The sequence below is a fragment of the Phyllobacterium sp. GQ127 genome (assembly GCF_059758635.1).
Genome location: NZ_JCAXDZ010000004.1, coordinates 188997 through 209190, shown reverse-complemented (window position 1 = coordinate 209190; position 20194 = coordinate 188997). Strand labels below are relative to the sequence as shown.

Below are 20194 nucleotides of genomic sequence, written 5' to 3'. Positions count from 1 at the left end.
AAGCGCGTGCGACAGTCGCCTTCATCAGTGCAGCCATTGCGGAACTGGCGATTATCGCAATGGCCGGTTATATTACTGTGAGAGCCCGGATTTATCGTGATCCATACTGCCTGACTTGCACTGGTAATATCCCGATGCGCATGATTTGGCGGCGGGGTCGAGATTAACCTTCCTGGGAGTCCAGGAATTGTAAGTTCCGCATCCCGCAGCAACCAACGCACCTAAAATCGCTGCGGCTGTAATTAGTTTTCTCATAATTGTCTCCCGATCGGCCCGCTGCCGCGATCCCGCATAACAATAGATTTGTTTGTAGTCGAGTCCCGACTTCAAGGTTGGAAGGCAAGCCTGAACCTCTCAGGCTCCTGGGAGGCAAACTTGTTAGCGAGGTTTTGGCTAATGCTGACAAGTCTGTCGGCGAATGTTTACTAGGCGATGCTCCGACGTGTGGCTACTGTTATGGGGTACTCAGCCATGCGGCTACATAGATCGGGTCGAAAAGGAGCAGTTAAGGCGTAGTTGTATTGAAGATATTCAGAGAATTGTTCAGTTCCTTCATTAGACAAGCGAAAGTTTGATCACGGAACTGGTCACCGCTTGAATCATTGGAAAGAACGGAAACCCCGTGAGGCAGTCATGTTTGATTTTGTACGTGCCCGTAAGCGGATGGTCGATGCGGATATCGCGGGCCGAGATATAAGTTCACATCATGTATTGCAGGCCATGCAAAAAGTCCCACGCGAGGAATTCGTAGATGCTTGGCTTAAGGAAAGCGCCTATGAAGATAGGCCGTTACCGATCGCGGAGGGACAAACCATCTCGCAGCCATACATCGTTGCTTTGATGCTTGAGGCTGCAGACATCAAGCCGGAAAGCCGCGTGCTCGAAATTGGCGCCGGCTCAGGATATGCTGCCGCAGTTATGAGTAGAATTGCGGAACAGGTCTACACAATAGAACGGCATGCGGTGTTGGGCGAGGCAGCCCGAAAGTGCTTCAAAAAACTTGGCTATAGCAATATTCAGCTCAGAATTGATGATGGGACAAAAGGGTGGCCAGAAGCTAGGCCGTTCGATGCGATAATTGTTGCAGCCAGCGGACAGAGCGCGCCACAAGCCTTGAAAGAACAATTGAAGATAGGCGGCAGACTCATCATTCCGCTCGGCGGCGAATTTCAGCCTCAGGAGCTTGTTAGGATGACCCGTATCAGCTTCGATCAATTCGAAGAAGAGTCTCTTGGGGCTGTCAGGTTCGTGCCGCTATTGGGAGAGCAGGATAGACCGAAAGCACCGTGACGTGAAGCAGACCCGTGCATGCGCGCATCCTTGGGAATTCTATAATGCGAGTGAACGGCCCGAATTAGGAATACCGGGAATGCTGAATCGAACGCGTCGCGGGAACTTGTTATAACCGGTCAACGTTCACATATCACTTCCATTGTATGCGAGCGCCGAATGTCGAAACCTGATGATAGTCCCCTTAAACAATCCCATATGCCCCTCAAACATGGCGCGAGTATATTACCCTCAGTAAAAATCGACAGTTACAATCTTCGCATCCGCGATAAAGACGGATTTATTGGCGACAAAGCAAACAAGGCGGCGTTTCTGGAGAAAGTTGATTACTGGCGCAAACAGGTTGACGGTCATGCAGCCGCAAAGCGGCTCAAAATGTCGGACATCTCCAAAACCGGTATCGATAAGATACTCGCCGGTGACGACAAATTAGCTCAGGCGATCATCTGGTCGGCCATTCATGATTTCGCAATCGACTTGTCCGATGTAATCAACCGGTTTCTCAAGGAGAAAAAATGGGAAAAAACCGAACGGATTGCCGTTGGAGGGGGGCTTAGCGAAAGTGCAGCCGGACAATTTGCCATTGCCGAAGCGATGCTGCGACTAAATTCCTTGGGTAGGAAAATCGAATTGAGACCGATCGAACATCTGCCTGACGAGGCGGGCCTGATTGGTGCCGTCCATCTCGTGCCTACGTGGATGCTGAAGGGTCACGATGCCATGGTTGGTGTCGACATAGGAGGTACAAATATCAGAGCAGGAATAGTCACATGGGAGACGCGAAAGAAAAGCCCGAACATCGCGAAAGCAGAGGTTTGGAAGATGGACCTCTGGCGGCATGGTGACGAAGAACCATCCCGTGGCAAAGCACTAAAGCGTTTGGTTAAAATGATAAAGGCTTTACTGGAGGATGCTGAAAAAGAGAAAATTATTGTCGCTCCCATTATTGGAATTGCTTGCCCTGGACTCATCGAAAGCGATGGGTCCATCACCTCGGGCGGTCAAAATCTGCCGGGTAACTGGGAGGGAGAATCTTTCAACTTGGCGCGGGAAATTACCAGTTCGATTCCAGCAATCCAGGGCAAGGACACGTTCGTGGTAATCCATAATGATGCAGTCGTTCAGGGGCTTTCCCAGATACCGTTCATGAAGGATGTCCGCCATTGGGGAATCCTGACGATTGGAACGGGGCTTGGCAATGCAAAATTCACGCCCAACCCATGATCAATTCAAGTTCGGTTTGCCTGCAGAAGCTTGGCCTGGATTTCATGCCCAAGGGAGAGCTCTTCGGAAGATAAGGCTGCCGGTGTAGCAGCAAGATGCCAACCTAGTGCCAGGTCGATCACCATCGCCATGCTCTCGAGATCGGAGCGACTGAGTGGGATGGAGCGCTCGGCAGTGCCGTCACCGATTATGGGCAGCAGCTTAAGCGCTCGAATATGTCGAGGATCGTCGCTGTTGGCGAGCCGATGTGCTGCTTCAGTATATAATCTATTGAGCAAGACGTACTGCGCTTGGTCCAAATTCAATACAGGCATGAAGTCCTCCACTTCATCCAACGAACAAGACAATCTAATGTTCCGTACTCGCTGTCGCTGGCTATTGCAGTGGTAAGCCCGATCTATCAGTAGTAGTCGTTTACGGGGCGTCGATACTTCAGCCATCGTAGATGTTATCCCGCTGTGTCTATGGCTGAAAGCCCGTCACGCTCCTGTGTCAGTTTCACTTGCTGAAACCGGTCTGGATTCGGGCGATTTTATGTGGGAACTGCGAGTTCTAATTCATCCAGAGCCCTCCATATAGAGCAGCTTTATCGGGCTTATCGTAAATCAGTACCAGTGGCGTACCGCAGGAAAACAAAGCCTCTCGTTGCGAAAAGGGGAGGATCGGCACTGTTTGGGTTGCGCTGACACCCAATGGAGATTGTCTGCTTTAACCCAATTGAGAACAGCGAGTGCACTTCCGGTTGCACGACGGCACATGTCGCAATGACATAAGTGGGTGCGTTCGATTGCAACAACGTGATATCCCGCCGAGACTGTAAATTTCCCGCTTGGCCGGTCATATGCCAATGCTATCAAGAGGCGCCCATGCAGTTGCATGGGCGCCTCTGATTTTACTGCGATATGTACACAACTTTGCGATCTTTGGTCGATACGATTATCGGCCGTTTATCGACATAGACGTAACTATAGTCTGGGGCATCCGGAATGGGTACAAGCTCGACATCCTCTGGGATAGCGGCGCCCATAGTCAGGTCTTCTTCAACCACGATGGGGTCGGTCGGATGTGCGATCACATAATCACGCGCAGTCTGGGGCACTTCCACAATAACCGTATCTTGCGCAAATAGCGGACTGGTACTCAACAGCAGGGCAGAAATCTTTACTATAATTGTGCGTTTCATGGTCTTCCTCCTTTTGCTCTCCCTTCGAATTGGAAAACAACTCACATGAGGGAAGGTTCCACCTGTCGGAACGCGGCAGGAGGTTGACGTCGTACGACTATGAAAGTTCAGTAAGAGCCGTTAGGTGCTGTGCAATATTCGGGCGGCTTTGACGGCAGCAGTGGCACGGTTTTCGACGCCCATTTTGATATAGACTTGTTCCAGGTGTTTGTTGACAGTCCTGGCGCTCAATCCGAGAATATCACCAATGTCTCGATTTGATTTGCCCTTTGCAATCCATAAAAGAACCTCAGCTTCCCGTGCAGTCAATCCGAAGTGCTGGCGCAGCAGTTCCTCTGGGCTGGCCTGATTGGCGAGGGTTAGTCGGAACAAATATTCATCAGAGGTGAGGGCACCAAGATAGCTCAACTGCAGTCCCCCTTGCTCTCCGGGGATTGTAATGGGGTTGCCGTCTTTGTGACTTTGTTGCCTGGTCAGCCATGCCGCGACGCTCACCGAAAGTGCCTTATAACCGGCTTGTGTGCTGCCCATGGTCAGCTCTATCAGGTGGTTTGCCTGCGGAGTGGACCAGCGCAGTTGGCCATCTTTTCCAATTGCAAGAAGGTGGCGACCCGCGGCATCCAGCGCTATGCGCGCATTTTGGGCGGCGCGAGCATTGGCAAGGTGAACTCTGATCCTTGCCTGTAGTTCATCAATATTGATCGGCTTTGTCAGATAGTCCACGCCACCGGACTCAAGTGCATGGACGATGTGCTGGGTCTCGGAAAGACCTGTCATGAAAATAACCGGCACCTGGGTAACCGAAGCTGTGGTTTTGATTCGGGTGCAGGTTTCAAACCCGTCCATCTCCGGCATTATCGCATCCATCAAGATGATATCGGGTGTTATACGTTCGACAACATTGAGTGCGGCGTGCCCCGACGTTGCAATCAAAACAGAAAAACCCGATTGCTCCAGCGCGTCCGTCAGAAACCCAAGGGTTTGCGGCGAGTCGTCGACAATCAGGACAATATCGCGCGGATTGGTTGGCTCACTCACCTCTGATCGCCTCTTCCTGATTTTCGAATGTGCGAAGGAAACGGTCATATCCTGCCAGATCGAACATTTGAACGAATTGCCCCAGTGCCTCGGTAAACGCCCGGTTGTCTTCGATTTTCGCCAACTCGGCAATCTTTGTCTCAATGCCGCGGATGTACCCAATCTCGCCAAGATTGATCAATTCACGCACATGCGTTTCACCGGGACTGACCAGTTTACGCGGCATGAGCGATGGGGGCGATGTCGCATCAGCGTAAACCCACTCCAGGCCCAGAAGCTGTGCGATCTTGTTTTGAAGCTGCCGAAGGTCAAAAGGTTTTGCGAGTGTGTCATTGTGGCCAGTTGGCCCGCCTGTGGGCGCTGCATCGCCTATATTGGCTGAAAGCATAATAATAGGCGAAAGCTCGCCAGCTTCACGCAGTCGTCTTACCAATTGCCAACCATCCATTTGCGGCATGGAAATATCAATCAGGAACAGGTCAGGGACGACCCCCTCGATAAGAGTAAGGCATTCTGGTCCGCTGGCAGCAGTTAACACGATGAAATCGAGGGGAACGAGAATCTCTCGCACCAATTCACGATGATCTTCATTATCGTCGACAACAACGATGGTGCGACGCTGTCCGGTGTAGCTGCGAATTTTTCGTGGCAAGGGCTGCTGTTGATGCGGGTGTGTTATGGCAGAAAGCATTAGCCTGATCCTGAACGTAGATCCTTGCCCATAGGTACTGGAAACCAAAATCTCGCCGCCCAACGTTTCGGTTAACAGACGTGTGATTGTGAGGCCAAGGCCGAGGCCTGGCATTGGTTGAATGTTCTCGGCCTCTCCTCGCTGAAAGGGCTCGAAGATACGCGGAAGATCTGAGTCTGAAATTCCTCGACCGGTATCCAAAATCGTAAATGTTGCGACCTGACTGCGGTAGGTCACATCGAATAGGACACTGCCGCTTGTCGTAAATTTGATCGCATTGGACAAGAGATTAACGAGGATTTGCCGAAGGCGCTTTTCGTCCGTCCGGACATAGGGCGGCAAATTGCTTGAACGTTTATGCTTGAAGATGAGTTGTTTGGCATCGGCCTGTGGTTGAAACATCTGCACGATCTGGTCCAGAAAGTCGCTAAGATTGATCTCGTTGGAAAAGACCTGCAACCGGCCGGCTTCGATGCGTGAGATGTCGAGTAGTCCGTCAATGAGGCCTGACAAATGATCGGCGCTTCGCTTGATAACGCGAATTGCGGACTGGCGTGGAGCAGGGATTGTTTCGTCTCGTTCCAGTATTTGTGCGTAGCCAAGCACGGCGTTCAAGGGGGTGCGCAGTTCGTGACTCAGACCGATCACATACCTGCTTTTTGCGCGGTTGGCGGCCTCGGCCGCGTCCTTTGCGTCCTGAAGAGCGGCGTCCGTTTTCTTATGAGCGGCTATTTCCTTTAACAGAAGGGTATTCTGACGCGAAGACTCTTCCTCAGCAACAACACGGCTGTCATGTGCCAGCACATAGAACCAACAGGCAATTCCTGTTACGACTGCAAATACAAAAAATACGATCAACAGCGTTCGGTCTACAACGCCCGACGTTTCAGATGGCCCTCCCGCCTGATGGGCTATCATGGTGAGAATTATGCCGATTGCCGTTAGAGCGATGATAACAGAGATTCCGTACCGTCCCAGTCGCGATGCAAGTGCCTGGATGATGCGTTGCGGCAAAAAAGAGCGAGCCACGATAGCGACCTGTGCGTTGAAATTTGCGTTAGGTTTGCACATGTCGTGGCAGCGGCTGTCGAGGGAGCAGCAAAGCGAGCAGATCGGAGCGCTATAGGCGGGACACCAAGCCATGTCCTCAGGTTCAAAATCGTGCTCGCAAATCGAGCATTTGAGTGTCTGCAGTGTTTTCCAAGCCCGCCGAGGCTTCCGCACCAGATAGTATTTTCCCTTGGTCTGCCACGCGAGCAGTGGCGAGACAATGAAAGCTACAACAAGCGCTATGAATGGTGCGAGCGCGGAGGCCATTTCACCGAAGAAACCGAAATGCGCGATCAGCGATATCATTGTCGCCGCAGCCATCGTTCCGAGGCCCACCGGGTTAATATCGTAAAGATGAGCACGCTTGAATTCTATGCCGGGCGGGGCCAGTCCTAGTCTTTTATTGACAAAAAGGTCAGCAGATATGGCGCAAAGCCAAGCCATGGCAATAAGCGAAAAAATACCTAAGGTTTCTTCGAGCAATCTGTAAATGCCAAGTTCCATCAGCAAAAGCGCAATTGCAACATTGAACAGCAGCCAAACCACGCGACCGGGATGACTATGCGTGAGCCGGGAAAAGAAGTTCGACCAGGCCAATGAACCCGCATAGGCGTTCATCACGTTGATTTTAAGCTGCGATACCACCACAAAACCAACCATCAGCATCATCGCTAAAGTATCGGAATGCGTGACGTAACCGAATGCAGTCAGATACATTTGTGAAGGGTCTGACGCGCGATCGACCGACACGCCGCTGCTAAGTGTGAGCACCACGAGAAACGATCCGGCGAGAAGTTTCGGGGCACCGACTAGGACCCAGCCCGGACCGGCAAGAAATACCGCAATGCGATGTCGCAGTTTTCGCTGCCCTTTGGGCGGCAAAAAGCGCAGAAAGTCAACTTGCTCGCCGATTTGAGCCATCAGAGCCAAGATTACTGCACTGGCTGCACCGAACTGCGCCAGCACAAAAGGGGCGCTTGTTCCAGGAATTGCGACCGGCACATCGACACCTGAAAAAGCCCGCCAAAGATCAAATTTTTCCCAATCCACGAAAGCAATTACGACGAAAGGGAGGATGTTCAAAATGATCCAGAAAGGTTGTGTAATCAGCTGAAACTTGCTGATCATCCGAACGCCGTAGGTGACCAGAGGAACCACAACCACGGCGCTGATAATATACCCAATCCACAAAGGAATTCCGAAAGCCAACTCCAGAGCACCGGACATGATCGACGCTTCGATAGCAAAGAGCAGGAAGGTGAACGTTGCATATATCAAAGAGGTGATTGTTGATCCGATGTAACCAAAGCTTGCCCCACGGGTCAGAAGGTCGATATCGACACCGTGGCGGATGGCGTAACGGCTTATTGGCAGCCCCACACAAAGCATGACGAGGCAGGCAACAGCGATCGCAGCTACAGCATTGGTGGTGCCGTAGGATAACGTGACGGCGCCGCCGATAGCCTCCAGCGCGAGAAATGAAATTGCGCCAATTGCTGTTTGGGCAATGCGTTGCGATGAATAACGGCGAGCGCTCTTCGCAGTAAAGCGAAGGGCGTAATCTTCCAAGGTCTGATCCGCTACCCAGCGATTATAGTCGCGTCTGATAGGAACGATGCGTTGGCGCGCAACCATTCGCCCTGTTTTCCCCGTGCAATGGTCCGACGTGTAAATCCTAGCGCCGACCGGATGGTGTTTTTCTTACTTAAACACCGGATGCGATACGGAAGAAAGCACTGATCTGCCAACTTAGGTCATCGTCTCTACGTCGTTTAACGTATGTGGGATCGTTGTTGGCTAGCGGATAGTCCCTAAACGCAGCGGATTTGTTCTGCCGCACCTGGATAACAAGGCGCAATCAGCGTCGTTCAAAACAGTGGGGACATAATGATGAATATTAAAGCACACGTTAATGGCGCTCTGTTAGCCGCCATGCTTTCTGCAACAGCGCTTCAGGGCGCGTTTGCCGCAGAAGATACGATCAAAGTCGGCATACTTCATTCCCTCTCGGGAACGATGGCCATCTCTGAAACCACGCTTAAGGACGCCATGTTGATGCTCATTGATGAGCAAAACAAAAAAGGCGGGATTCTTGGCAAGAAAATTGAGGCTGTTGTTGTTGATCCGGCTTCAGATTGGCCGCTTTTTGCTGAGAAAGCCCGCGACCTCATCGAAAAGGACAAGGTTGCTGCCGTCTTCGGCTGCTGGACTTCCGTATCACGCAAATCGGTGCTGCCCGTTTTCAAAGAGTTGGACAATTTGCTCTTCTATCCTGTCCAGTATGAAGGTGAAGAGAGCGAGCGCAATGTGTTTTATACTGGCGCAGCACCCAACCAGCAGGCAATTCCTGCTGTCGACTATCTTGCTGAAAATGAAGGTGTCGAACGCTGGGTCCTTGCTGGCACCGATTATGTCTACCCGCGCACAACCAACAAGATACTCGAGGCCTATTTGAAGGCCAAGGGCGTTGCGGCTGAAGACATCATGGTGAGCTACACACCTTTCGGACATAAAGACTGGCAGACCATCGTTTCAGACATTAAGAAGTTCGGTTCCGCGGGTAAGAAGACGGCCGTTGTCTCAACCATCAACGGCGACGCAAACGTTCCGTTTTATAAAGAGCTCGGTAATCAAGGCATCAAGGCTGAAGATATTCCGGTTGTAGCATTTTCTGTCGGCGAGGAAGAGCTTGCCGGACTTGATACGACACCGCTCGTCGGTCACTTGGCGGCCTGGAACTACTTCCAATCGGTCAACACACCGGCCAACGCCGAATTCATCAAGACTTGGAAAGCCTATACCAAGGACGACAAGCGCGTAACAAACGATCCAATGGAGGCCCATTATATTGGTTTCAATATGTGGGTGAAAGCTGTCGAAGCCGCCGGAACCACAGATCCCGATAAGGTCATTGATTCCATTGTCGGCGTGTCGGTGCCCAATCTCTCCGGCGGCTACTCAACGATGATGCCAAACCATCACATCACAAAGCCTGTCCTCATTGGCGAAATTCAATCGGACGGCCAGTTTGAAACCGTGTTCGAAACACCCGGATTGCTGGTAGGGGATGAATGGTCCGACTATCTGCCGGATTCCAAAGATCTTATCTCTGATTGGCGCAAGCCAATGTCATGCGGCAATTTTAATGTCGCAACCGGCAAATGTGGCGGCAAAGGCTCCTAATGATTGAATTGAGTCACGGGCGCTCCAGCCCGTGACTTTCCATTTGCTCGACTAGAGGAGAGGGCCACAGAGCTCTTTCAAAATTCATGCATCGCGCAATCAAAATACTTACGCTCATCATCTGTCTGATCATGCTTGTTCCGGTATCGGAAAGTTGGGCCGATCAGAATAATCGCTTGGGTATAAATGCCTTGGGTCAGGGTAACTTTTCACAGGTTGCCGATAAGATCGCCGAACTATCCCGTACTGGCGATATTGCGCTTGTCCCAGTGTTTGAAGCGCTGGCAGCAGGTGACCTTTATGTGAGAAAAGCCGATAAGACCGTCTTTGTAGTCAAGGAAAATGGTAGTGAACTGAACCTGTCCGATGCTGTAACCGGGGCGTCAGCGGGACAAGGGGCGAAAGCCGATTTCGAGCGTATCAAGGTTAATAATAGTCTGCGTCGCGCTGTCAAAACCGCCATTGGGGCGCTCACGCTGCTCAGCCCGGATAGGGAGATAAGACTTCGGGCGGCCAGTTCAGTTTTTTCCTCGCCGAGCACAGACGCGCTTGAGCTCATAGAGACGGCAATAACAAACGAGAAAGACACCTATATCAAATCTGTCATGGAGCAGGCGAGGGCTGCTGCTATTTTAAAGTCAGATCGCTCGCTTGATGACAAGCGCGCCGCTGTAAAAACAATCGGAGAGCGTGGTGACAGAGATGCTCTTGGCATCTTGAGTGCCGTTCAGGCAAACGCTGATGGCGAGCTTCGGACAGACATAGACAATACCATAACTGCGTTACAGTCAGCTCAGGCGCTTTGGGATGTCGGCCAGAATGTCTGGTACGGCTTGTCTCTTGGATCCGTCCTTTTGCTGGCTGCTATCGGCCTTGCCATTACTTTTGGTGTGATGGGCATCATCAATATGGCCCATGGTGAAATGGTGATGCTTGGCGCCTACACGACGTTCATGGTCCAAGAGATAATCAGGTCGTCCTATCCGCATCTTTTTGACTGGTCATTGATAATCGCACTCCCGGTTGCGTTCGCTATTACGGGTGTCATTGGTCTTATAATTGAACGTGGAATTATTCGTTTTCTCTATGGGCGACCGCTGGAGACATTGCTGGCAACGTGGGGCGTATCGCTTATTCTGCAGCAGGGCGTTCGTTCAATCTTCGGTCCCAGCAATCGTGAAGTCGGAAACCCGTCGTGGATGTCAGGCGGTTTCGAACTTGGTGGTATGACGCTGACCTATAACCGCATGTGGATTGTGGTGTTTGCTGCAGGCGTCTTCCTGACGTTGCTGTTCGTGCTTAAGCGCTCGAGATTTGGGTTGCAAATGCGTGCTGTTACGCAAAACCGAAGGATGGCATCATCAATGGGTATCAAGACCCCTTGGGTCGATGCTTTTACCTTTGCCCTTGGTTCAGGCATTGCTGGGATTGCCGGCGTTGCCCTTTCGCAAATTGATAACGTCTCACCCAATCTTGGTCAAAGCTACATTATTGATAGTTTCATGGTTGTAGTTTTCGGCGGCGTTGGAAATCTCTGGGGCACGCTTGTGGGGGCACTTTCGCTTGGCGTCGTCAATAAGCTCCTTGAACCATATACCGGTGCCGTTCTTGGCAAAATTCTTATCCTGGTTCTCATCATTCTTTTTATTCAGAGGCGGCCACGCGGGCTTTTTGCACTCAAGGGAAGGGCGGTGGAAGCATGATCAGCGCGTTCGTTTTTAAATCGCTCGACAGGAATGTCTCCCTCTGCATTGCAATCCTTCTGGCCATTGCATGCTTGGTACCCGCACTTAATCTTTTAGTGCCAGCCGACAATCTATTTCATATTCCAACCTACGCGATGTCGCTGTTTGGAAAATATCTCACCTATGCATTGCTGGCCCTGGCGCTTGATCTTGTCTGGGGTTTTTGCGGGATATTGTCTCTTGGACATGCCGCATTTTTCGCCCTTGGCGGCTATGTCATGGGAATGTATCTGGTTCGCCAGATCGGCGCACGTGGCGTCTATGGAAACCCAAATCTGCCGGATTTCATGGTGTTTTTGAATTGGAAGGAAATGCCTTGGTATTGGTATGGCTTTGACTACTTCTGGTTCGCCGCCATTATGATATTCGCCGTTCCTGGTATTCTTGCTTTTGTGTTCGGCTGGCTGGCATTCCGCTCGCGTGTAACAGGCGTCTATCTGTCCATTATCACGCAGGCGATGACCTATGCCTTACTGCTCGCCTTTTTCCGCAATGAAATGGGATTTGGCGGTAATAATGGCCTTACCGATTTTAAAGACTTGCTTGGCTTCAACATTCAATCGCAAGGCATGAGGGCATCCTTGTTCGCCGCGTCTGCGTTCGCGCTGGCAGTCGCGCTGCTTATCAGTTCAGCTATCGTTCGATCAAAATTTGGGAAGGTTCTGGTTGGTCTGCGCGATGCTGAGAGCAGGACGCGCTTTCTCGGTTACCGGCCAGAAAATTACAAGCTCGTTACCTTTACCATTTCAGCAATGATGGCAGGTGTTGCCGGGGCGCTTTACGTTCCGCAGGTCGGGATTATCAATCCCGGTGAATTTGCACCAGCCAATTCGATCGAAGTCGTCATCTGGACCGCCGTTGGAGGACGTGGAACACTCATTGGTCCTATCATTGGGGCTACACTTGTGAATTTCGGCAAGAGTATTTTCACTGCACAGTTTCCGGAAATTTGGCTTTTTGCGCTGGGAGCACTTTTCGTTGCAACCACGTTGTTCTTGCCCAAAGGCATCGTTGGGACCATTCAGCAAATATTGAAATCCAGAAACGATAAAACCAGAGCGATTTCCTTTAATCGCCTGCCTAAAGCCAAGAATGCCGAAAAGAACGCTGATATCCCTGCTGAACCACTGGCTGCGGAGTAGATCATGTCTGACATCAAACCAAAGAGCCTGTTGTATCTGGACAATGTATCCGTATCATTCGACGGCTTTAGAGCACTGAACGCCTTGTCTTTTGTGATTGCTCCCGGTGAGTTAAGGGCAATTATTGGCCCGAACGGTGCCGGTAAAACGACAATGATGGATATTATCACTGGAAAGACCCGGCCGGACGAGGGTGAGGTATTCTTCGAAGATAACATTGATCTTACGACCAGAGACGAGGCTGATATTGCTCAGCTTGGCATCGGCCGCAAATTCCAGAAGCCCACAGTGTTCGAAAGCCACACTGTCTGGGATAATCTCGAGCTGGCGCTTAATCGCAAGCGGGGAACCTTTGCGACCTTATTCTACAATCTATCGCCAGAAGATAGCGCTCGTATCGATGAAATTCTTGAAACCGTGCGACTGACCGCACGCAAGGAGGAACTGGCGGCTAATCTTAGCCATGGGCAAAAACAATGGCTGGAAATCGGTATGCTCCTGGCGCAAGAGCCCAAACTCTTGCTTGTTGATGAGCCGGTCGCGGGAATGACCGATGCGGAAACTTCTGAAACCGCCGCTCTGCTCAAAGAGATTGCGAAAACCCGGGCGGTCATCGTTGTTGAACACGATATGGGCTTCATCCGCGATCTTGGCGTGCGGGTCACATGCCTCGCTGAAGGCTCGGTACTTGCTGAAGGGTCACTTGATTTCGTCAGTAATGATCCCCGAGTCATAGAAAACTATTTGGGGAGGTGAGCCATGCTGTCTGTTGAACAAGTCAATTTGCATTATGGCGCGGCGCAAGCCTTGCGGGGGATTACGCTGGACGCCAACGCTGGAAAGATCACCTGCGTGCTCGGCCGAAACGGTGTTGGTAAAACAAGCTTATTGAGAGCGATTACCGGTCAGCACAATATCAGCGCGGGTAAAGTGATGTTCGATGGTGTTGAACTCAATGGTATGGCCCCATACACGCGGGCGAAATATGGCATTGGTTATGTACCGCAAGGCCGTGAAATTTTTCCGCTTTTGAGCGTTAAGGAGAACCTTGAAACCGGTTATGCGCAGCTTCCCCGCTCCGAACGAAATATCCCCTCGGATGTTTACAACCTGTTTCCCGTCCTGAAATCCATGTTGTCGCGTCGTGGCGGTGATCTTTCCGGTGGCCAGCAACAGCAACTCGCCATCGGGCGCGCATTGGTCATGCGCCCCAAAATTCTGGTTCTTGATGAGCCCACCGAAGGAATCCAGCCGTCGATAATCAAGGATATCGGTCGCGCCATCGTTTACCTGCGAGATTCTTTCGGAATGACGATACTTCTTGTCGAACAGTATCTCGACTTTTGTCGCGAACTCGCGGACCATGTTTACATCATGGATCGAGGTGAGATCGTCGCCGAGGGCGCTGCGGAAATTCTCGACACGACTGAAGCGCGCCGGCATCTGACGGTCTGACCATTGGGGTTACAATTTTTGGATATGCTCGGCCAGCCGACGATTGTTCAAAACCGGGCGCAGCGCGCATCCGGGGCAGGACGATTATCGGCACGGCGGGTAGAGGGAAAAACGCGGATTTCCACATTGTTTCAGGAGGGGTGTGCGAAACTGCGCTTTCCAGTCAGTTCTGGAACCCATCTGGAAGCAGTCATGATCAACAGTGCAGGTGGTCTTACAGGCGGCGATGCGATGCAGTGGAGTTTTGCCCTCGGCGATCATTGCGCGGCTCAAATAACGACCCAGGCTTGCGAGAAAATCTATAAAGCTGTTTCAGGGACAGTCGCCACCGTCTCGACCCAAATTGACGTTGGACCTGATTCCTATGTTGCATGGCTACCGCAAGAAACCATTCTGTTCGAAAAAGCCGATCTCAAGCGAACGCTAAATGTAAATCTTGCTGCGCGTGCGCGGGCTTTGCTGGTTGAATCCACCATATTCGGGCGAAAGGCCTTTGGCGAGACAATCGAAACTGCGCAGTTTTCTGATCAGTGGCGTATCCGGCAAGACGGCAGACTACTCCACGCCGAGAATTTTTCCATCGGTCCTCAGGCTGGGTCATCATTGAAACGGCCAGCCCTGCTTGGAAGCTATCATGCTGTAGCAACGGTACTTTTAGTTTCTCCGGATTGCGAGCGGTTACTTGATCCGGCGCGCCTAATCATAGGTGATCAAGGAGGCGCATCAGTATGGATGGGCAAGCTTGTGGCTCGCTTGGTAGATTTTGACGCTTACCACCTGCGCAAGCGCCTCATCCCGCTGCTCGGCCTGCTGAATGGCGGCGAAGATCTGCCGCGAATATGGACAACATAAAAGGAAATTAAACGATGAATTTACTGCCGCGCGAGAAGGACAAGCTGCTGATTTCCATGGCAGCCATGGTGGCGAGGCGCCGTCTGGAGCGTGGTGTGAAACTCAATCATCCCGAAGCTATCGCTTTGATCACCGACTTTGTCGTTGAGGGCGCGCGTGATGGCCGATCTGTCGCGGATCTCATGGAAGCCGGCGCGCATGTGATCACACGTAGTCAGGTGATGGAGGGTATTGCCGAGATGATTCACGACGTTCAAGTCGAAGCAACCTTCCCCGATGGCACCAAGCTTGTCACAGTTCACGAACCAATCCGGTAGTTGGTATTTAGAGAGAAACTCATGAAGAAAATATTGTTATTGACTTTGCCGCTGGCCTTGGCAGCTACCACTCCTGCCCTTGCTCATATCAACCCTGCGGAACACGGCTCGTTCGGTGCAGGTTTTTCCCATCCAATCTCTGGCGCGGACCACATGCTGGCGATGGTAGCCGTTGGGCTATGGGCCGTACTGCTTGGGGCACGCGCCATGTGGCTGGTTCCGGCTGCATTCGTTGGCACAATGATTGCAGGGTTCTTGTTGGCTATCGCCGGCGTGAAGCTACCATTTGCCGAGCCTGCAATTCTTGCTTCAGTTGTCGCTATCGGATTGTTTGCTGCCGTGGCACTCAAGGTTCCAACGTCGTTGGCAATGGCTCTCGTCGGTTTTTTCGCATTGTTTCATGGTTATGCCCACGGTAGTGAAATGGGCACGGCCACCGCTGGCAGCTATCTTCTTGGCTTTGCGATTGCGACAACTTTGCTTCACGTTGCGGGGCTGGCTGCTGGTGCTTTATTGGGTGCCGGTATCGGGCGCACCATCATCCGCGTAGCGGGTGCGAGCACAGCATTCATTGGTCTTTGGTTGGCGCTTGGAGCATGAGTATGATTCCCGGTCAAATTATAACGGTGGCAGGGGACATCGAACTGAATGTCGGAGCCCCCGTCACTGTCTTGAAAGTCGCCAACACAGGTGACCGTCCAATCCAGGTCGGATCGCACTATCATTTTTATGAGACCAATGAGGCATTGGTTTTTGATCGGCAACTGACCCGGGGCATGCGGCTGGATATTGCTGCCGGCACGGCTGTGCGTTTCGAGCCAGGTCAGGAACGCGATGTGACATTGATACCGTTTGGCGGCGACCGCGTGGTTTATGGATTCCAACAGAAAATCATGGGGAAGCTCTGAGATGCCAGCCAGAATAACACGATCTGCCTATGCCCAGATGTTTGGCCCAACAGTTGGAGACAAAATTAGGCTGGCCGACACCGAACTCTTTATCGAGGTCGAGAATGATTTCACAATCTATGGCGAAGAAGTAAAATTTGGCGGCGGTAAGGTCATTCGGGATGGCATGGGCCAAAGTCAGGTCACGCGAGCAGATGGCGCCGTAGACACGGTGATTACCAATGCTCTGGTGGTCGACGTGACGGGAATATTCAAGGCCGATATTGGTTTGCGCGATGGACAGATTGCCGGCATCGGCAAGGCTGGCAATCCGGACACGCAACCAGGTGTAACGATCATTGTTGGGCCGGGAACCGAAGTTATTGCAGGCGAAGGAAAAATTCTCACTGCAGGTGGAATGGACGCGCATATTCACTTCATCTGTCCGCAACAGATTGATGAGGCTTTGATGTCGGGAGTAACCACCATGTTCGGTGGTGGTACGGGTCCGGCTCACGGAACCTTGGCTACGACATGTACACCCGGACCATGGCATATGGCGCGCATGATCCGTTCCTTTGATGCGATACCGATGAACATTGGTCTGTCCGGCAAAGGCAACGCATCACGTCCAGCAGCGCTGGAAGAGATGATCCTCGGAGGCGCGTGCTCTTTGAAGCTGCACGAAGACTGGGGAACAACGCCTGCTGCGATAGACAATTGCCTCACTGTTGCTGACCAGTATGACGTGCAGGTGATGATCCATACCGACACACTGAACGAAAGCGGATTTGTCGAGGATACGGTTGCTGCCTTCAAAGGGCGCACCATTCATGCCTTTCATACTGAAGGGGCGGGCGGTGGACACGCGCCCGACATCATCAAGATTTGTGGGCTTCCCAATGTGATCCCCTCATCGACCAATCCGACACGCCCCTACACGAGAAATACCATTGCAGAACATCTCGACATGCTGATGGTCTGCCACCACCTTTCTCCATCCATTCCCGAAGATGTGGCGTTTGCAGAAAGCCGTATCCGTAAGGAAACGATTGCGGCAGAGGATATTCTGCACGATATCGGTGCGTTCTCGATCATCTCTTCGGACAGTCAAGCCATGGGCCGTGTCGGCGAAGTTCTGATCCGCACCTGGCAGACAGCGGACAAAATGAAACGCCAACGCGGAAGTTTGCCACAGGAACAGGGGGATAATGATAATTTCCGCGTGAAGCGATACATAGCCAAATATACGATTAATCCGGCTATTGCGCAGGGTATTTCCCGTCATATTGGTTCAATCGAAGTTGGCAAGCGTGCCGACCTTGTTTTATGGAATCCGGCGTTCTTTGGGGTCAAACCTGACCTTGTGCTGCTTGGCGGTTCCATTGCTGCCGCTCCGATGGGTGACCCGAACGCTTCGATCCCGACGCCGCAACCGGTGCATTATCGCCCTATGTTCGGGGCCTTCGGCAAGACTGTTACTTCTTCATCTGTGACCTTTGTCAGTAAGGCAGCGGTTGAAAATGGTCTTCGATCGACCTTGGAAGTTGAAAAGGAGCTCGTTGCGGTCGAGAATACGCGCGGAGGCATTTCCAAGTCGTCGATGGTGCATAATTCGGCAACGCCGCATGTGGAAGTTGACCCCGAAACCTATGAAGTTCGGGCTGACGGTGAATTGTTGACGTGCGAAGCCGCCGTCACGCTGCCTATGACGCAGCGTTATTTTCTGTTCTGAGCGCGTCAATGAAAGATCATTTTACAAGGCTTGCTCGCTATAACCAATGGGCAAATAAGCAGATCTATGAGGCCGCCGCTCTGTTAGACAAGGAAGATTACTTTGCAGATCGCCGGGCTTACTTCAAATCAATGCACGGCACCTTGAACCACCTGCTTGCGGTCGACAAATTGTGGTTTGGCAGATTTACCGGCAATCTCTACGCATTGCCGTCATATGACGTCATTTTACACGATACCTTCGACGAACTGCGCACCGCGCGTATCGCATTTGACGAGCATATTATTGACGTTATCCAAGCTATGGAAGAAGCTGACATTTCCGCACCTTTTCACTGGGTTATGCTGAATGGAGCGCCCTTTACTTCGACGCTCGACCGGTGCCTGACACAAATTTTCAATCATCAGACGCATCATCGGGGTCAGGCTCATACGCTTCTGTCGCAACTCACAGGCGCTGCGCCACCGCTGGATTTCTTTATCCGTATGAATGATGATTTTATTGAGGAGTTCGAAATATGAGACGTGTCACAGGGCATGACCATTCAGGTCATTTTGAGGGGATACCTTTCGACACGATTGTTCTTGCGCATGATGAGCGACATCTACGCCGGAAGGTTTTGACGCTGCAGCAGGGCGAACAGATTTTGGTTGATCTGCCGGAGCCTGTTTTGTTTGCCCACGGAGATGTCCTGGTCCTTGAAGATGGAAGTCTTGCGGAGATTGTCGCCGCGGAAGAAGCGCTCTACGAAGTATTGCCGCGCGATCAAAAGCACTTGACGGAACTTGCCTGGCATTTGGGCAATCGCCATCTGGCTGCCCAGTTTGAGGAATCTCGAATTCTCATTCTTCAGGATCATGTGATCAAGGCGATGCTGGAAGGGCTTGGTGCGCGCATAGGCGAGATTACGGCTCCTTTTCAGCCCCTACGGGGTGCCTATCATAGTGGACACAGCCACGATCATCACTCCCACGGATCACATCACCATCATGATTGACAATGGGGCACTGCTTCGTTTGATGACTTGGCTTTCCCCCGCTTTCCCGGTGGGCGCATTTTCATACAGCCACGGTATTGAACAGGCAATTCATCACGGGCTGGTTCATGACAGGCAGAGCCTTGAAGATTGGCTCATCGATATTTTAAATGAAGGCTCGGGATGGAATGATGCGGTGCTTTTCGCTCAAAGCCATCAGATTGCCAAAAGCGGCTCCGATTTTTCAGAGATCGCGGATTTGGCGGAAGCACTCGCTGGCTCCCGCGAGCGGCACATGGAAACAATGCTGCAGGGCGAAGCATTTTTGAGTGCAGCGCAAGCATGGCCAAATCCAGTGTCGGAAAGGTTGCCCTCCCGAGTTGCCAGTCCTGTTGCCGTAGGCGCGATAGCCGGAGCTCATGGTATTGAGATTGAAGCAGCACTTTGTGCTTTCTTACACGGCTTTATATCCAATCTGATTCAAGGAGCGGTGCGGCTCGTCCCCTTGGGGCAGCGCGATGGCGTCGCGATACTGGCAGGACTGGAAGAAGAAATACAGTCTTGTTCAAGCAAGGCAGCAAAATCCACACTGGATAATCTTGGCACCTGTGCCGTGATTTCCGACATCATGGCGATGCGCCATGAAACGCAATATTCCCGGGTTTTCAGGTCATGATTTCAAAGAATGGTCCACTTCGCGTTGGTATTGGCGGTCCCGTAGGATCAGGCAAGACAACTGTCACTGAAATGCTGTGTAAAGCCATGCGTGATCGCTATTCGCTGGCTGTAGTCACCAACGACATTTATACCAAGGAAGATGCGTTGATCCTCAACAGATTGCAGGCACTGCCGGAAGACAGGATCATGGGCGTCGAAACTGGTGGCTGCCCCCATACGGCGATCCGCGAAGATGCAACTATCAACCTTCAGGCCATCGCGGCAATGAACCAGCTACATCCCGATCTCGATATTGTGTTTATTGAGTCGGGCGGCGACAATCTTGCTGCAACTTTTTCCCCCGATCTCGCCGATATAACCCTTTATGTCATATCTGTTTGCCAGGGCGAAAAGATACCGCGCAAAGGAGGCCCGGGAATCACACGTTCAGATCTCCTGATCGTCAACAAAAAAGACCTGGCACCTTATGTTGGCGCCGATCTCGACGTCATGGCCAGTGATACAAAAACCCAGCGCGGGCCGAAACCTTTTGTCTTCACCGACATGTTGCGCAGAGACGGGCTGGATGAAGTTATCCGATTTATCGAGAGTGCAGGCGGACTGCAGCACGCGTGATAAACCGCTTTAATTCTTGGCTGATGGAGATCCGATAAAAACCAGTAACTTGTGACTCAATCTGAAATCACTTGACGACTCAGTCAGACTCAGTTGAATTTACGCTTTGATATCAGAAATTGGATTTTAAGCG

The 20194-nt window shown here is 51.7% G+C and carries 21 protein-coding genes; 16 read left to right on the top strand and 5 right to left on the bottom strand.

Going from position 1 to position 20194, the window contains the following annotated elements; translation table 11 throughout:
• Window positions 1-633 precede the first annotated feature (633 nt).
• The gene (locus AC6CHM_RS16645; RefSeq protein WP_498173773.1) at window positions 634-1290 is read left to right on the top strand and encodes a protein-L-isoaspartate(D-aspartate) O-methyltransferase; all 657 of its coding nucleotides are present in this window, start codon (window positions 634-636) and stop codon (window positions 1288-1290) included.
• 159 nt (window positions 1291-1449) lie between these two features.
• Window positions 1450-2514, top strand: coding sequence for an ROK family protein (locus tag AC6CHM_RS16640; RefSeq protein WP_498173772.1), 1065 nt, complete (start codon window positions 1450-1452; stop codon window positions 2512-2514).
• Window positions 2515-2519: 5 nt separating this feature from the next.
• On the opposite strand, the gene AC6CHM_RS16635 is transcribed toward AC6CHM_RS16640, so the two are convergent.
• From AC6CHM_RS16635 to AC6CHM_RS16615, 5 genes are all read right to left on the bottom strand, one after another.
• A complete protein-coding gene (locus AC6CHM_RS16635) occupies window positions 2520-2828 on the bottom strand; it encodes a hypothetical protein (RefSeq protein WP_498173771.1) in 309 nt (102 codons plus the stop codon).
• Between the two features lie 291 nt (window positions 2829-3119).
• Window positions 3120-3392 (bottom strand): GFA family protein, encoded by a 273-nt coding sequence (locus AC6CHM_RS16630; protein WP_498173770.1) that lies wholly within the window; start codon window positions 3390-3392, stop codon window positions 3120-3122.
• A gap of 14 nt (window positions 3393-3406) precedes the next feature.
• Entirely contained in the window at window positions 3407-3697 is a 291-nt protein-coding gene (locus AC6CHM_RS16625) for a DUF1236 domain-containing protein (RefSeq protein ID WP_498173769.1), read from the bottom strand.
• Window positions 3698-3817: 120 nt separating this feature from the next.
• Window positions 3818-4735, bottom strand: coding sequence for a response regulator (locus AC6CHM_RS16620; RefSeq protein WP_115054930.1), 918 nt, complete (start codon window positions 4733-4735; stop codon window positions 3818-3820).
• On the bottom strand, window positions 4728-8111 hold the full coding sequence (locus tag AC6CHM_RS16615) for a hybrid sensor histidine kinase/response regulator (RefSeq protein ID WP_498173768.1): 3384 nt from the start codon (window positions 8109-8111) through the stop codon (window positions 4728-4730). The genes AC6CHM_RS16620 and AC6CHM_RS16615 overlap by 8 nt, the downstream gene beginning before the upstream one ends.
• A gap of 255 nt (window positions 8112-8366) precedes the next feature.
• Between AC6CHM_RS16615 and urtA the strand changes: the two genes are divergently transcribed.
• The 14 genes from urtA (at window position 8367) to ureG (ending at window position 20061) form a co-directional block, all read left to right on the top strand.
• Window positions 8367-9659 carry an urea ABC transporter substrate-binding protein gene (urtA, locus tag AC6CHM_RS16610; protein WP_498173897.1) on the top strand — a complete coding sequence of 431 codons (1293 nt, stop codon included), beginning with the start codon at window positions 8367-8369 and terminating at the stop codon, window positions 9657-9659.
• Window positions 9660-9745: 86 nt separating this feature from the next.
• Window positions 9746-11362 (top strand): urea ABC transporter permease subunit UrtB, encoded by a 1617-nt coding sequence (gene urtB / locus AC6CHM_RS16605; protein ID WP_498173767.1) that lies wholly within the window; start codon window positions 9746-9748, stop codon window positions 11360-11362.
• Window positions 11359-12546, top strand: a complete 1188-nt coding sequence (gene urtC / locus AC6CHM_RS16600) for an urea ABC transporter permease subunit UrtC (protein WP_498173766.1) — start codon at window positions 11359-11361, stop codon at window positions 12544-12546. Before urtB ends, urtC begins: the two co-directional genes overlap by 4 nt.
• Window positions 12547-13302, top strand: coding sequence for an urea ABC transporter ATP-binding protein UrtD (gene urtD, locus AC6CHM_RS16595; protein WP_336441532.1), 756 nt, complete (start codon window positions 12547-12549; stop codon window positions 13300-13302). It abuts the gene before it with no gap.
• Between the two features lie 3 nt (window positions 13303-13305).
• Window positions 13306-14001: an urea ABC transporter ATP-binding subunit UrtE gene (gene urtE / locus AC6CHM_RS16590; RefSeq protein WP_115054936.1), complete on the top strand. Its 696-nt coding sequence runs from the start codon at window positions 13306-13308 to the stop codon at window positions 13999-14001.
• A 24-nt stretch (window positions 14002-14025) separates the two neighbouring features.
• Complete coding sequence (locus tag AC6CHM_RS16585; RefSeq protein ID WP_498173896.1) at window positions 14026-14853, top strand: urease accessory protein UreD; 828 nt, start codon at window positions 14026-14028, stop codon at window positions 14851-14853.
• Between the two features lie 14 nt (window positions 14854-14867).
• Window positions 14868-15170, top strand: a complete 303-nt coding sequence (locus AC6CHM_RS16580; protein WP_008121015.1) for an urease subunit gamma — start codon at window positions 14868-14870, stop codon at window positions 15168-15170.
• 21 nt (window positions 15171-15191) lie between these two features.
• Window positions 15192-15770 carry a HupE/UreJ family protein gene (locus AC6CHM_RS16575; RefSeq protein ID WP_336441419.1) on the top strand — a complete coding sequence of 193 codons (579 nt, stop codon included), beginning with the start codon at window positions 15192-15194 and terminating at the stop codon, window positions 15768-15770.
• 2 nt (window positions 15771-15772) lie between these two features.
• Window positions 15773-16078 (top strand): urease subunit beta, encoded by a 306-nt coding sequence (locus AC6CHM_RS16570; RefSeq protein WP_115054939.1) that lies wholly within the window; start codon window positions 15773-15775, stop codon window positions 16076-16078.
• Between the two features lies 1 nt (window position 16079).
• On the top strand, window positions 16080-17792 hold the full coding sequence (gene ureC / locus AC6CHM_RS16565) for an urease subunit alpha (RefSeq protein ID WP_115054940.1): 1713 nt from the start codon (window positions 16080-16082) through the stop codon (window positions 17790-17792).
• Between the two features lie 8 nt (window positions 17793-17800).
• On the top strand, window positions 17801-18313 hold the full coding sequence (locus AC6CHM_RS16560) for a DinB family protein (protein ID WP_354346442.1): 513 nt from the start codon (window positions 17801-17803) through the stop codon (window positions 18311-18313).
• A complete protein-coding gene (ureE, locus tag AC6CHM_RS16555) occupies window positions 18310-18789 on the top strand; it encodes an urease accessory protein UreE (protein ID WP_337353385.1) in 480 nt (159 codons plus the stop codon). Before AC6CHM_RS16560 ends, ureE begins: the two co-directional genes overlap by 4 nt.
• Window positions 18782-19444, top strand: a complete 663-nt coding sequence (locus AC6CHM_RS16550; protein ID WP_115054943.1) for an urease accessory UreF family protein — start codon at window positions 18782-18784, stop codon at window positions 19442-19444. Before ureE ends, AC6CHM_RS16550 begins: the two co-directional genes overlap by 8 nt.
• The gene (gene ureG / locus AC6CHM_RS16545; protein ID WP_115054944.1) at window positions 19441-20061 is read left to right on the top strand and encodes an urease accessory protein UreG; all 621 of its coding nucleotides are present in this window, start codon (window positions 19441-19443) and stop codon (window positions 20059-20061) included. Before AC6CHM_RS16550 ends, ureG begins: the two co-directional genes overlap by 4 nt.
• The last annotated feature ends 133 nt before the right edge of the window (window positions 20062-20194 follow it).